Here is a 13271-nt window from a genome sequence, read left to right as displayed (position 1 = left end):
GTGAACCAATCCCCGCCCACGCCGCAGTACCTGGTCCATGCCGGCGATCCGCTGCGCGACCGCGACACCGTGCTGTCGATCTGGTGGGGCAATCTGGGCCGCACCGATCGGATCGCCGCCAAGTACGACTGGTTCTACCTGGGTTGCCCGCACGGTGCGCCGTTGCTGCAACTGCTGCAGGAAACCCGGACCGGCCAATGGGTGGGCACTGCCTGCGCCGGCCGCCGCCGGATGCGCCATCGTGGCCGCGATCTGGACGCCGGCGTGCTGGTCGATCTGGCGGTGCTGCCCGAGCACCGTTCGCTCGGCCCGGCGCTGATGCTGCAGCAGGGGCTGATCGACGCCGGCCGGGAGCAGGTGGACGTCCTGTACGGATTCCCCAATCCGAAGGCGGCGGCGGTGTTCAAGCGCATGGGCTACCAGCAGGCGACCCATCTGGTGCGCTATGCGCGGGTGATCCGTCACGCGCGCTACCTGCGCGCGCGGATGCCGGAATGGCTGGCACCCGCCGCGGGCTGGCTGCTCGATACGGGGGTGGCCTTGCGCGACGGCTGGCGCCGCTGGCATGGCCCGCGCCTGCGCACCGAATGGGGCAACCGCGCCGATCCGCGCATGGATGCCCTGTGGGCCGCCGCGTCGCAGGGCGATGGCGTGCTCGCGGTGCGCGACAGCGTGCACGCCAAGTGGCGCTTCGACGACTCGCCGCTGGCGACCACCCGCTACCTCTGGATCACTTCGCCCGGCAGCCACGCACTGAAGGCATGGTTCGCGGTGCAGGTGGAGGACGCCACCCTGCACGTGCGCGACTTCTGGTCCGACAACGGCGCGCACGGACTCACCGTGCACTACGTGCAGGCCCTGATCGCCGCCGCGCGCGCAGCGGGCCATGGCTCGGTATCGGTGGAGATCACCGGGCCGGAAGGCCAGTTGCAGGGTTGGCGCGAGGCTGGCTTCAGCGAACGCAGCCAACGCCCGGTGTTCGTGCGCTGGAACCTCGCCAACGCCACCGAACCGGTCTGGTTCCTGACCTCGGCGGATGAGGACGAATGAGGCGGCCTGGCTTCAGGCCAGCCGCTGCGCCGGTTTGCGGAACAGGTAGAGCGCCAGCCAGTCCGGCCGGAAACGTCCACGCGCATCGACCACCGCATCGGTCTCGAAGCCGGTGCGCCCCAGCAGCCAGCCAACCCCGCCGGCGGCCGGATTGAGCACCGGCACACTGGTGAAGATCAGCTCGTAGCCGGCATCGCGCGCGCGCTGCGCGATCGCATCGTCGAAGGAACCATGCGGGAAGGACATCGATTCGGCATTGGGCGCCGGCTGTCCCAGCTGCCGCGCCAGCGCCGCGCGCGCGCCGGACAGTTCCGCGTCGAGATCGGCCGCGTGCTTCATCGGCGCATGGGTCTTGCCGTGCAGGCCCAGCGCCATGCCGCCGGCGGCCAGCCGATGCAATTCCTCCACGGTCACCATGTGCCGGTGGCCATCGTCCAGCGCCGCCATGAACGGCGCCAGCACCGCCTCGCGGTGTTCGGCCGGCATCCGTTCGAGCCGCGCGATCGCCTCGCGCAGTTCGTCCAGCGATTCATCGCGCGGCCGCCACGGTTCGGACAGGTGTGGCTGCATCGCGTCGGCCAGGTCGGCCAGCTTCAACGCGCCGCGGCGCAGCGCGGCGATCAGGCGTTCCTGGAAGAACGGCTGGCGGGTACCGACCGCATCGGACACCACGAACATCAACGCCGGCAGGCCCGCCTTGCGCAATTCGGGCAACGCGTAGTCGGCATTGTCGGCCCAGCCGTCGTCGAAGGTGATCAGCAGCGCGCGTGGCGGCAGCGGCGCCCCCGTCCGGCGCGAGGCCAGCACCTGTTCCAGCGATACCACGTGGTAGTGCCTGCGGAAAAACGCCAGCGAATCGGCCAGCCAGCGCGTGGCCAGCGTGTAATCCGGATCGCAGGTCCGCCAGCGCGGATCATCCGGGCTCAGGGTACGATGGAACATCACCACGGTCAGGCTGTCCGCGTTGCGCACACGGTGGTACAGGCCCAACAGGCCACTGACGTATAGAAGCTTCTTGGAGAGATCCTTCAGCATGGCGCCAGCTATCGAGGTTTCAACGATTATACCCACCTACAACCGGCGGGACCTGGTGGTGCGCGCGATCGAAACGGTGCTCGCGCAGACCCGCGCCGTCGACGAAATCATCGTCGTCGACGATGGCTCCACCGATGGCACGGAACAACTCCTGCGCACGCGCTACGGCGATCGCGTGCGCTACGTATGGCAGGCCAACGCGGGCGTATCCGCCGCGCGCAACCATGGCATGCGCCTGGCCCGCGGCCGCTACTTCGCGTTGCTGGACAGCGACGACGAATGGCTGCCGGAAAAGACCGAACGGCAACTGGCCTGGCTGGAAGCGCACCCGGAGGCCGGCATGGTCCTGTGCGACGTCGAGCGGGTCGACAGCGAAGGTCGCCTGATCGACGTGTTTCGTCGCCGCGACGTCATCCGCGAAGACGGCCAGGTGCTGCGCTGGGTGATCCACAATCCCGCGCTCGCGCCGGCGTCGGCGATCCTGCGCCGCGAGGTGTTCGAGGACATCGGCGGTTTCGATGAAAGCCTGCGCACCGCCGAGGACATCGACTTCCACCTGCGCATCGCCCAGCGCTGGCCGATCGGCGTGGTCGAGCAGTCGCTGGTGCGCGCCATGCGCGGACACGATGGCCTCTCCGCCGAAGCCAGCACCTATGACGACTACGTGCGCGTGGTCGAACGTGCGGTGCGCGCCGCGCGCGGGCAGGTCGCCGATGCGGAACTGGACCGCGCCCTGGCCGGCACCTACGCGCGCAACGCGCGTGGAATGCTGATTCGCGGGCGCTGGCGCGACGGCTGGCGACTGGCGCGCGATGCCTGGCGACTGACGCCGGATCCGGCGGTCCGCCGCGAACTGCTGCGGCTGGCGCCGTTCGCCGCGCGTCGCGCGATCCGCAGCCTGCTTCCCGGTTGAGCCGCGGCGTTCCCGCATCCCGGCAACGCCGTCAGCGCGCGCCACGTCCGAACAGCACGACCTCGACCGTCTGCAGCAGGATCATCAGGTCGAACACCAGGCCGTGGTTCTTCACGTAGAACAGATCGAACTTCAGCTTCTCCTCGGCGTCGCGCACCGAGGCACCGTAGGGATAGCGCAGTTGCGCCCAGCCGGTCAGGCCCGGCTTCACGCTGTGGCGAACGCCGTAGTAGCGGATCTCGTCGTTGAGCATGTCGACGAAATGCGGGCGCTCCGGGCGCGGCCCGACGAAACTCATGTCGCCGCGGATCACCGCCACCAGTTGCGGCAGCTCGTCCAGGCGGGTCTTGCGGATGAACTTGCCGACCCGGGTACTGCGATCATCGTCCTTGCTCGCCCATATCGCCACGCCGTCCTTTTCCGCATCCACGCGCATGCTGCGGAACTTGGTCAGGGTGAAGTGGCGGCCACGCTCGCCCACCCGGGTCTGGCTGTAGAAAATCGGGCCACCCGATTCCACCCAGACCGCCAGCGCCACCAGCAGCATCAGCGGCCAGGCGATCAGCAGCAGCGCCAGCGCCGCCGCCAGATCGAAGAAGCGCTTGCTCAGCCGCCGCGGCGTCGAATAATCGAATCCGCCCGAGAACACCAGCCAGGAAGGATCCACCACGTTGAGCTGGACCATTCCGGCCTCGCGCTCGAAGAAGCTGGACAGGTCCACCACCGACACGCCGCGCTGCACGCACAGCAGCATCTCTTCCATCGGCAGGCCGCCGCGACGCTCGTCGGGCGCGATCACCAGTTCGTCGATCTGCATGCGCTCGACCAGTTCGGCCAGGCCCTCCTCGCCCGGGCGGACCAGCAGGTCCTCGCTCACCAGCACCGGCTGGCCGGGCACCGGCACGAAGCCGAGCACCAGGAACGAACGCCGATCGGACTTGCGGCGCATGCGTGAATTGATCAGGTCGGCGTTCTTGCCGGCGCCGAAAATCAGGATCCGCTGCTTGAGCACATCCGAACCGTAGATGCGCATCCAGGTCAGCCGCACCAGGCAGACGCCCAACAGACCGAGCGCCAGCGACATCGCCTGCACGCCGCGGCCGATGTAAGTGGCCGGAATCAGGTAATACAGCACCACCAGGCCAATGCCGCCGAATGCGAACGAGAGGGTCAGCCGCAGGATGAAATCCAGCCGGGTGTGGCGGACGTGCACCTGGTACAGGCCGAACGCCGCCATCGCGCCGGTGAGGAACAGCGCCACCAGCACCGCGCGGATCGGCGCCTGTTCGACGAAGACGACGTGGTACTCGGGCTCGTTGTGGAAACGGATCCAGGCGGCGGCCATCACCGCGGCCATCAGCACGATGGCCTCCGCGATCCACAGGATGCGGGCGGCGCGCGCCTTGCGGCTGGCCTGGCTGGACTTCATGACAACCTCCCGGCCACCGGCATCGGCAGCACCTTCGTCCGCAAGCCCCGCGGCGCGCGGCACCGGCCGCACGCATTCAAGCAATCCTGCATGTCTCCCCCTGTCCTGGCCCCCGAATCCCTGGTGTTCCTGCGGCCTGCCCGTACTAAGGTCATTCGCGGATACCCACGGTTTCACTTGCATTGGTAACACCGCTATCAACGCGACTTCAGCCGGCACCCGGCCACCTTCCGTCCGCTTCCCGAATCGGGAGTCCGCACCGGGAAACACCCTGCCCCGACGGCGGGATACCTGTCCGGACAGGCCCCTGGCGATCCGTCCGCGGGGATCTCCCCGCCCGCGACCACGAAAAAGGCCGGGTCGCCCCGGCCTTTCTTTTTCCGCAAGCGCCGGGAAGGCCGGAGCCTGCCCGGTTACCCGGCGCGTCCGTCAGGGCCTCACCACCGAACGGCGATAACGCGCCGCCGGTGCCTGCCGGTACGGCGACCGCCCGACATACACGCCACGCCCGCTCGACACCGGCTGGACCTGCCCTCCGGCGGTCGGCGGTGCGGCCGACGAAGCCGGCCCCTGTCCGGGAATCATCGGTTGTGCGCCGTTGACCCGGATGCGGGTATCGATGTCGCTCTGCTCCAGCGCACCGATGGCGATCCGGCTCGGCGCCAATCGCGCGTGCGCGTCGCCGATCGCCAGCTTGGCCCGCAGCGGCGGGTCGAACGCCGGCAACAGCTGCGGCGAGGGGAACGGGAACGCCGTCGGGGTCACCGGCGTGTTGTTGCCCGCGGCGAGCAGGGGACTGCCGGCGCGGGGACGCAGGCTGCGCTGGGTGAGATTGGTGAGCATCGGATCCGAGCCACGCACGGTGCCGCTCCACTCCGCCGGCACCAGGGTCGCCCCGGTCTGCACCCAGTTGTTGCTGCCGGCGACCTTGCGGCCGTTCGACCACGGCTCGCGGCTCGACGGCCCACAGTAGGGCGCGGCCACGTCGCTGGCCGGGTTCTCACGCACGATCGCCGGGGTGCTGCCGCCATTCTGGTAGATGGCGTTGTTGTGCATCTCCAGCGAGCCCTGGCCCAGTTGCACCAACACCGCGTTGGCGTTGCCGCCGCGATCCAGGATGATCGTGTTGTTGACCAGGCGGGTACGGCCCTGGTTGCGGCCGTTGAGATCGCCGCCGATGCGGAATGCGTTGCCGGAACGGCTGCCGGCACGATGGATGATCACGTTGCCGACCACGTCGGCATCCTCGCGGCGCAGGTCCGCGGTCCAGCCGGACTTCTGGGTTTCGCAGTCCGGCCCGATCAGTTCCACCTCGTGCAGATCCGAGCCTTCGATCCAGTTGTAATAGATCTCCGCACGCTGGTGACGCACCCGCACCAGCACGCCGCCGGTGGCGTCGTGCACGTAGTTGTAGCGCATCCGGAATACGGTGTCCGGGAACGCGACCTCGTCGGATTGCATGTAGATCGCATGACGGCGATCGCCCTGCCCGGCCCGCGCGACCTCGCTGTATTCGAGCGTGAACGAACCCGAATTCTGATCCGCGCCGAGGATGCCGTGCGACGGGCAGTCGTGGATGTAGGCATCACGCACGGTCGCGTTGTGGGCCTCGCTGAAGACGCAACTCGAGCTGCCGCCGGTGATTTCGAATCCTTCCAGCACGACGTGGTTGGATTGTTCGAACTTGATGGTATGGGTGCCACCGCTCAGCACCGGCCGCGTGGCGCCGGCCACCCGCCGCCAGCGGATGGTCACCGGATTGGCTTCGGTGCCGCTGTCGTCGTCACCGATGACGATGTTGCCGCTGTAGGTCGCATTGCCATCCACCTCGACGATGTCGCCGGGGGCGAGGTTGACGTTGTTGAACAGCGTGGACAGCTGGGTGTACTGGCGCCCGGACGGGCCGACCGTATAGGTCGCGGCCGCCGCGCTCAGCGGGGCAGCCGCAATCAGCCCCAGGCCGAGCAAGGACTTGGAAAAACGCATTGATTTGGAACTCCCGGAATTCTGGTTGTTCCCCCTGTGGACGGTATTGTCACGGGCCGACCGTGAAAGTCCCGCTAACCGGCGCCGATCGCGTCCCCGGCATTTTCCGAACTGCGACCGGGTCGTCATCCCGGCTCAATGGCGGGAGCGCCGGCGGTGCCCGCCCGCCGCGGGCCGGCATCGGCCCCGGAAATTCGTTACGGAAAAATGATTGACGACCGAAATCGAATCGTGCAGAATTCCGCCTCTAACGCAACGCGCCCGTAGCTCAGCTGGATAGAGTACCTGGCTACGAACCAGGCGGTCGGGAGTTCGAATCTCTCCGGGCGCGCCATTTGCAAGAACAGGCAGACTTCGGTCTGCCTGTTTTTTTTATGTCCGCGACGCTGGAAACCTGAGGCATTCGCCCCGCCTTTTTCCCTTCATGGATGGGATGGCCGCACGAGCGGCTGTGCTCCACGACGCGTTCAGGCGATAGCCTGGTCCCCGTCGTCATTCCCTCAACCACTTTCGCAGATCGTTGTCATCATGCTGGCAGGCGGCGGGCATGCATTTGTAGGCGCGCTCCTTGGCCTGCCAGTAGTAGTAGGCGGATACGCATAGCCAGTCCAGTCCGGACTGGCTGGCATTGAGCTTCGGATACAGCCAGAGCAGGGTGATGTCTTCCCCGCCGCCGATGTATGCCGCGCAACCGGTGTCCTCGGCTTGGACGATGATGACCCCGGTCTCGCTGATGACCGCCTGTTTGACGTGGCGGGTTCCCTGACTTCCCGGAAGATAACCGACCGGCGTGTAGCCGAAGACTTCCATCGGGCTCTTGCCCTGGATCGGCAGGGATGCCAGGAAAGTGGCCGGGTCCCCCTGGGTCATGACTGTCTCAAGTACCGCCGATTTGAGCGGCCCCACTACCGCAAAGGCTTCACTCATGCGCGCCCGGGCCATGAAATCCCGATAGGCCGGCACCACCAGGGCCAGCAAAAGTCCCGCGACGGCGAGCACCACCGCCAATTCGACCAGCGTGATCCCCGATACGTGATTCTTGCTGCCTATCCCCGGGAATGATTTGGACTGCATACGGCACAGTCTGAAAAACCGGGGACCGCCAGAAAATCGGATTCCTCTTAATTTTCCAGGGTGCAACGAAGCTCCGAAAACCGAAAAACCTCGCCGCGGCGAGGCTTTCGGGGCGCGGGTCGGCCGGCGCCGGAGGGAGCCGCCCTCTTACTTCCCGATCGGCTGAGCGACGCCACTGGCGAATGCGGTGGCCAGCAGATGCTTCAGTCCCTCATTGGCGCGTTGGGACGCTTCGGCCTGGCGGGTACTGAGCACGGCCTGCTGCTGGCTCAGATCGGCCTGTCGGCGACTCAGGCCTTCCTGGCGCTCGCCCAACGCCTTCTGGCGCGCGGCGAGCTCGGCCTGTTCGCGCTTTTCACTGGCCGATTCATCACGCGAATCTCCGTCCATCGCCCGCTGCGCCGCCGCCAGCGCCAACCGCGCCTGGCGCTGGCCCAGCTCGCCCTGCTCCTGGCCGAGCTTGCCCTGCTGCTGGCCCAACGCGCCCTGGCGCTGGCCCAGTGCGCCCTGCTGATCGCCGAGTTCGCGGATGGGTGCGATCAGCGCGTCAAAGCGCGCCAGCGTCTCCGGATCCCGGATCAGGTAGCGCGCGCCGCCCTGGCGAACCCAGAGCGCGTCTCCCTGCCCGGCGATCGCGCGGCGCGCTTCTTCCAGATCATCGGTGGAGCCGTTCATGACTGTGCGCTCGCCCTTGCCGCGGATGCGCACATAGGCCTGATCCGTACCGGACTTGGACAGGTGGATCTGTCCGCTGACTTCATCCTCCCCGCTCGCGGTGGTGACCAGGGAAGTGGTCGACTGGACGATGACCGTTCCGCCGCCGGCGGACTGCGGGCCCGCCGCGGCGGCACCCTCGCTGGGTGCGGCCACCAGCCGCAACGGCGCCACGCCGATGGCGGCCACCAGGATCAGCAGCGCGAAAGCACCCACGCGCGGAAAGGAAGCGGTGTTCTGCAACATGGTCAATCTCCTTTTGAGGCAGAGGAAAGTGGGAGAGGCGCTGGCCAGCCCGGTGCGCAGCGAGGGCGACGTGCCCAGCCGTACCAACAGGCGGCCGTAGTCATGACGGCAGCGGCGATCCCCCGCCACCACCGCCGCATCGCAGGCGGCTTCGCGGGCGATGCCGTACTCGCGCACCGCCAGGTGGATCAGCGGATGGAAGAAGAACAGGTGGCGCGCCAGGGTCGGGCCCCATCCCCACCACAGATCGCGCCGGTGCAGGTGCACCAGTTCGTGGGTCAGCGCCATGTCGAGGTCGTCGCCACCCAGTACCCGATGCGCGGGCAGCAGCAGGATCGGGCGCCAGGGCCCGACCAGTTGCGGGGAATCGATACCGTCGGAGACGCGCAATCGCGGAGTCCGCCGCAGTCCGTGGGCCTCGGCGGCGAGCGCCAGCGCCTCGACCAGCACTTCGTCCGTGCATGGCGCCGAACGCCTGAGCAGTTCGCGGCTGCGCCACCAGTCACGCAGCGTCACGCCGCTCATGACGATCACGCCTGCCAGCCATAGCGCCACCAGGCCAAGCTGCCAGGAAAACCCGGGCGGGACCGCTGGCGCGGTGGTGTTCGCACCCGCCATGGCGTCGCCGCCCGCCGCGGCAAGCGGCATGGTTTCAACAACCGGGACGGCAGGCGCCTGCGCCAGCCACGGCAGTTCCAGCGGAGGCGCGACCAGCCCGAGCAGGGCCTGCAGGGCCACCAGCCACCACAACCAGCACTGGGTCGCCGGCGGCACGCGGGGCAACAGCCGGCAGAGACCCCAGACCAGGGTCACCAGCACCACGGTCTGCACGCTGGTCGCCGCCAGCCGCTCCAGGCACGCAACGATGAAGGCGTCCATCGATCAGTCCTCCTGCCGCTTGGATTGCAGTCGCGCCACCAGTGCCTCCAGTTCGGCCAGTTCCTCGTCGCTGACCTCGCCGCGCTTGGACATCCAGGCGACGAAAGGACTGACCGAGCCCCGCAGCGTCTTCTCCACGAAAGCCGCCACCGCGCCCTGCACCACGTCGTCCTCGCCGGTGGTGGCCGAATAACGGTAGAGGCCGTCGGCTTGGCGCCGCTTCAGATATCCCTTGGCGCGCAGCCGTTCCATCATGGTCAGCACGGTCGAGCGCGCCAGTCCCTGCGCCTCGCCGAAACCGGCGGCGACCTCCCCGACCGACGCGTCTCCCTGCTGCCCCACATACTGGAGCAGGGCCAACTCCTGGTCCCCGATGCTCTTGCGTGCCATGGTCCCCTCCACGGGGGCGACTACAGATGTAGTCAAACTAGATCTGACTACATCTGTAGTCAAGCATGACCGATGACAGGGGTGTGCCCGGATCGCCCTGGAAGGCCCCAGGCCGCGCGGCGACACGATCGGTGAGCCCCCTGTCGGAGACGTCCCGAGCGACGCCGTGAAGAAAAATGCGAAGAACGAACACGTCGCCAGATGGCCGGAAAGCATCGGTCACCCGCATGCCGCATGCGGTCGGCGCGTTGCGACCAACGAGCGTCACCGCGTCGGCGCGACTTCGCGCAATCGGATTCGCGGTCGCCGAAAACCAGAAACCCCGCCGAGGCGGGGTTTCTGGACGCAACTGGCGGAGTGAGAGGGATTCGAACCCTCGATAAGGCTTTTGACCCTATACTCCCTTAGCAGGGGAGCCCCTTCGGCCACTCGGGCATCACTCCGGGAAATGTTCCGCAGTCGAACGACGGCGGCCGCATAGGATAACGGCAGACCGGTTCGGCGGCAAACGGAATCAGCTCGAGGACGAATCGTCGTTGTGGGAAGCGGAACCCGCTTCCTCGCCGCGCTGGATGCGCTGGTAGATCTCTTCGCGGTGCACGGCAACGTCCTTGGGCGCGGTGATACCGATGCGCACCTGGTTGCCCTTCACGCCGAGCACAGTCACCGTGACCGAATCACCGATCATCAAGGTTTCGCCGACTCGGCGGGTCAAAATCAACATGTTTCTTCTCCTGAATCCGGCAAGATTAAGGCCGGGGCCGCGTTCCTGCATCGCTGGGCGCGAGGACGCTTCCAGATAGGTTCATCGTCGTGAATCATGGTACGGGCCGAAGCACGCGCCCGCAAGCGCGGGCGCGGGCCGGGCGGTTCATTGCAGGTGCCCGGCGACCCAGTCATTGACGCCCTTGAGGGCAGACACAAGGGCGGGCCCGTCCTCGCCACCACCCTGGGCGAGATCCGGGCGACCGCCGCCCTTGCCGCCGATCTGACCGGCGACATAGGATAGAAGTTCCCCGGCCTTGACCTTGCCGGCGGCCGCGCCGCTGACGCCGGCCACCAGCGCCGCCTTGCCGTCACTGGTACCGGCCAGCACGATCACCGCATCGCCCAGTTGCTGCTTGAGCCGGTCGACCGCGTCACGCAACGCCTTGGCGTCGAAACCTTCCAGTCGCGAAGCCAGCACGCGGACGCCCTTGACGTCCTGCGCCGCTCCGGCCAGATCGGCGGTGGCGCCCGAGGCCGCCTTCGCCTTGAGGACTTCCAGCTCGCGTTCGAGTTTCTTCTGCCGCTCGGCCAGGGCGCGGATCTTCTCCACCACGTCGTTGGCGTTGCCACCCAGCAGTTCGGCGGCCTGTTGCAGCCGGCGCTCCTCGGCGTCCACGTGATCCAGCGCGCCCTGCCCGGTCACCGCCTCGATCCGGCGCACGCCCGCGGAGACGCCGCCTTCGCTGACGATCTTGAACAGTCCGATGTCACCGGTCCGGCCCACATGGGTGCCGCCGCACAGCTCGGTGGAGTACTCGCCCATGCGCAGCACGCGCACGTTTTCGCCGTACTTCTCGCCGAACAACGCCATTGCGCCGAAATCCAATGCTTCCTGCATGCCCATGTGGTGCACTTCGGCCTCATGGTTGGCGCGCACCTGCGCGTTCACGCGACGCTCGACCTCGGCCAGTTCCTGCGGGCTGATGGCTTGGAAATGCGAGAAGTCGAAGCGCAGGCGATCCGGCGCCACCAGCGAGCCCTTCTGTTGCACATGGGTGCCCAGCACTTCGCGCAGCGCCGCATGCAGCAGGTGCGTCGCGGAGTGATTGAGGATGGTGGCCGCGCGCCGCGGCGCATCCACGCTCGCGGCAATCCGGTCGCCCAGCTTGAGGGTGCCGCGGGTCATCCGGCCCACATGGCCGTGGAACTGGCCGGCGAGTTTCTGCGTGTCCGACACCGCGAACTCGGCGTCGGGTCCGGCCAGGCGGCCCACGTCGCCCACCTGTCCGCCGGACTCGGCGTAGAACGGCGTGCGATCCAGCAGGACCAAAGCCTCGTCCCCGCTGCCGATCGACTCGACCGGACGACCGTCCTTCATCAGCGCCACCACACGCAGATCGCCCGCGTCCAGTTGCTCGTAACCCAGGAACCCGGTCGGCTGCAGCTGCGCCACCAGATCGGCCGGCAGGCTGGCGCCGGAAGCGAATTTGCCGGCGGCGCGCGCGGTTTCGCGCTGCTGCTCCATCGCCGTCTCGAAACCGGCCATGTCCACCGTGAGGCCGCGCTCGCGGGCGATGTCGGCGGTCAGGTCAACCGGGAAGCCATACGTGTCGTACAGGCGGAAAGCCTCGACACCGGGAATCATGCCCTGGGCACGGGCGGCGATGTCGTCGAAGATCCGCATGCCCGAATCCAGCGTCTCGGCAAAGCGCTCCTCTTCGGCCTTCAACGCCCGTTCGACCAGATCGCGGGCGGCCGGCAGTTCGGGATAGGCCTCGCCCATCAGCTCGGACAGGGTGCCCACCATCTTGTGGAAGAACGGCTGGCGCACGCCCAGCATCCAGCCATGGCGCAGGGCGCGGCGGATGATCCGGCGCAGTACGTAGCCGCGGCCCTCGTTGGAAGGCAGCACGCCGTCCACGATGAGGAAACTGCAGGCGCGGATGTGATCGGCGATGACGCGCAGCGATTTGTTCTCGCGATCCTGCGTACCGGTCAGCTCGGCGGCCTTCTCGATCAGGGCCTGGAACAGATCGATTTCGTAGTTGCTGTGGACGTGCTGCAGGATCGCGGTCAGGCGCTCCAGGCCCATGCCGGTATCCACGCACGGCGCCGGCAATGGCACCAGGGTGCCATCCGGCTGGCGGTCGAACTGCATGAACACCAGGTTCCAGATTTCGATGAAACGATCGCCATCCTCATCGGGCGAACCCGGCGGACCGCCAGCGATGTGATCGCCGTGATCGTAGAAGATCTCGGTGCACGGACCGCACGGACCGGTGTCGGCCATCTGCCAGAAATTGTCGGAAGCGAACGGCGCCCCCTTGTTGTCGCCGATGCGGACGATCCGCTCGACCGGGATGCCGATGTCCTTGTTCCAGATCTCGAAGGCCTCGTCATCGGTGTGATAGACGGTGACCAGCAGGCGCTCCTTCGGCAGCTTCCACACGCCGGTCAGCAGTTCCCACGCCCAGGCGATGGCTTCCTTCTTGAAGTAGTCGCCGAAGGACCAGTTGCCCAGCATCTCGAAGAAGGTGTGGTGGCGCGCGGTATAGCCCACCGAATCCAGATCGTTGTGCTTGCCACCGGCCCTCAGGCAGCGCTGCACGTCGGCCGCACGCACGTAGCTGCGTTTCTCCGCGCCCAGGAACACGTCCTTGAACTGGACCATGCCCGAGTTGGTGAACAGCAGGGTCGGATCGTTGCCCGGTACCAGCGGCGCCGAGGGCACGATGGTATGGCCCTTGCTGTGGAAGAAATCGAGGAAATCCTGGCGGATCTGGCGGGTGCTGATTTTGGGGGAGCTGGTCATCTGGCTGGCATTGGCTGACGGGCGCATCCGGACGC

Annotated in this window: 10 protein-coding genes and 2 tRNA genes; 3 read left to right on the top strand and 9 right to left on the bottom strand. The window is 67.3% G+C overall.

Features of this window, described 5'->3' with window-relative positions:
- Nucleotides 1-1050, top strand: coding sequence for a GNAT family N-acetyltransferase (locus IQ458_RS01010; protein WP_183642596.1), 1050 nt, complete (start codon nt 1-3; stop codon nt 1048-1050).
- A 12-nt stretch (nt 1051-1062) separates the two neighbouring features.
- Here the strand turns inward: IQ458_RS01010 and IQ458_RS01005 are convergent, their stop codons facing one another.
- Nucleotides 1063-2085: a polysaccharide deacetylase family protein gene (locus tag IQ458_RS01005; RefSeq protein ID WP_192197577.1), complete on the bottom strand. Its 1023-nt coding sequence runs from the start codon at nt 2083-2085 to the stop codon at nt 1063-1065.
- Between IQ458_RS01005 and IQ458_RS01000 the strand changes: the two genes are divergently transcribed.
- Complete coding sequence (locus IQ458_RS01000) at nt 2084-2998, top strand: glycosyltransferase (protein WP_183642601.1); 915 nt, start codon at nt 2084-2086, stop codon at nt 2996-2998. The genes IQ458_RS01005 and IQ458_RS01000 overlap by 2 nt on opposite strands.
- A gap of 31 nt (nt 2999-3029) precedes the next feature.
- Here the strand turns inward: IQ458_RS01000 and IQ458_RS00995 are convergent, their stop codons facing one another.
- Together IQ458_RS00995 and IQ458_RS00990 are read right to left on the bottom strand one after the other, a co-directional pair.
- Complete coding sequence (locus IQ458_RS00995) at nt 3030-4427, bottom strand: TIGR03013 family XrtA/PEP-CTERM system glycosyltransferase (RefSeq protein WP_203321627.1); 1398 nt, start codon at nt 4425-4427, stop codon at nt 3030-3032.
- A gap of 429 nt (nt 4428-4856) precedes the next feature.
- The gene (locus tag IQ458_RS00990) at nt 4857-6413 is read right to left on the bottom strand and encodes a right-handed parallel beta-helix repeat-containing protein (RefSeq protein WP_203321626.1); all 1557 of its coding nucleotides are present in this window, start codon (nt 6411-6413) and stop codon (nt 4857-4859) included.
- Nucleotides 6414-6670: 257 nt separating this feature from the next.
- Here IQ458_RS00990 and IQ458_RS00985 point away from each other — a divergent pair.
- Nucleotides 6671-6747, top strand: a tRNA-Arg gene (locus IQ458_RS00985).
- 158 nt (nt 6748-6905) lie between these two features.
- On the opposite strand, the gene IQ458_RS00980 is transcribed toward IQ458_RS00985, so the two are convergent.
- The 6 genes from IQ458_RS00980 to alaS all read right to left on the bottom strand — a co-directional run bounded on the left by IQ458_RS00980 (nt 6906) and on the right by alaS (nt 13236).
- Nucleotides 6906-7487: a pilin gene (locus IQ458_RS00980; RefSeq protein WP_203321625.1), complete on the bottom strand. Its 582-nt coding sequence runs from the start codon at nt 7485-7487 to the stop codon at nt 6906-6908.
- 147 nt (nt 7488-7634) lie between these two features.
- Complete coding sequence (locus IQ458_RS00975) at nt 7635-9326, bottom strand: M56 family metallopeptidase (protein ID WP_203321624.1); 1692 nt, start codon at nt 9324-9326, stop codon at nt 7635-7637.
- A gap of 3 nt (nt 9327-9329) precedes the next feature.
- Nucleotides 9330-9716, bottom strand: a complete 387-nt coding sequence (locus IQ458_RS00970) for a BlaI/MecI/CopY family transcriptional regulator (protein WP_203321623.1) — start codon at nt 9714-9716, stop codon at nt 9330-9332.
- 350 nt (nt 9717-10066) lie between these two features.
- Nucleotides 10067-10159, bottom strand: a tRNA-Ser gene (locus tag IQ458_RS00965).
- A gap of 71 nt (nt 10160-10230) precedes the next feature.
- A complete protein-coding gene (csrA, locus tag IQ458_RS00960) occupies nt 10231-10440 on the bottom strand; it encodes a carbon storage regulator CsrA (RefSeq protein ID WP_141453448.1) in 210 nt (69 codons plus the stop codon).
- Between the two features lie 147 nt (nt 10441-10587).
- Complete coding sequence (gene alaS / locus IQ458_RS00955; protein WP_203321622.1) at nt 10588-13236, bottom strand: alanine--tRNA ligase; 2649 nt, start codon at nt 13234-13236, stop codon at nt 10588-10590.
- Nucleotides 13237-13271 lie beyond the last annotated feature (35 nt).

Source organism: Pseudoxanthomonas beigongshangi (assembly GCF_016820515.1).
Taxonomy (GTDB): domain Bacteria; phylum Pseudomonadota; class Gammaproteobacteria; order Xanthomonadales; family Xanthomonadaceae; genus Pseudoxanthomonas_A; species Pseudoxanthomonas_A beigongshangi.
Note: the sequence above shows the minus strand (reverse complement) of the source record. Positions and strands in the feature narration are given on the sequence as shown.

What these genes read in the sequence shown, in the direction of transcription:
- IQ458_RS01005 (WP_192197577.1), bottom strand. Translation starts at nt 2,085, where the DNA reads ATGCTGAAGGATCTCTCCAAGAAGCTTCTATACGTCAGTGGCCTGTTG.
- IQ458_RS01000 (WP_183642601.1), top strand. Translation starts at nt 2,084, where the DNA reads ATGGCGCCAGCTATCGAGGTTTCAACGATTATACCCACCTACAACCGG.
- IQ458_RS00975 (WP_203321624.1), bottom strand. Translation starts at nt 9,326, where the DNA reads ATGGACGCCTTCATCGTTGCGTGCCTGGAGCGGCTGGCGGCGACCAGC.
- IQ458_RS00980 (WP_203321625.1), bottom strand. Translation starts at nt 7,487, where the DNA reads ATGCAGTCCAAATCATTCCCGGGGATAGGCAGCAAGAATCACGTATCG.
- IQ458_RS00970 (WP_203321623.1), bottom strand. Translation starts at nt 9,716, where the DNA reads ATGGCACGCAAGAGCATCGGGGACCAGGAGTTGGCCCTGCTCCAGTAT.
- alaS (WP_203321622.1), bottom strand. Translation starts at nt 13,236, where the DNA reads ATGACCAGCTCCCCCAAAATCAGCACCCGCCAGATCCGCCAGGATTTC.
- IQ458_RS00995 (WP_203321627.1), bottom strand. Translation starts at nt 4,427, where the DNA reads ATGAAGTCCAGCCAGGCCAGCCGCAAGGCGCGCGCCGCCCGCATCCTG.
- csrA (WP_141453448.1), bottom strand. Translation starts at nt 10,440, where the DNA reads ATGTTGATTTTGACCCGCCGAGTCGGCGAAACCTTGATGATCGGTGAT.
- IQ458_RS00990 (WP_203321626.1), bottom strand. Translation starts at nt 6,413, where the DNA reads ATGCGTTTTTCCAAGTCCTTGCTCGGCCTGGGGCTGATTGCGGCTGCC.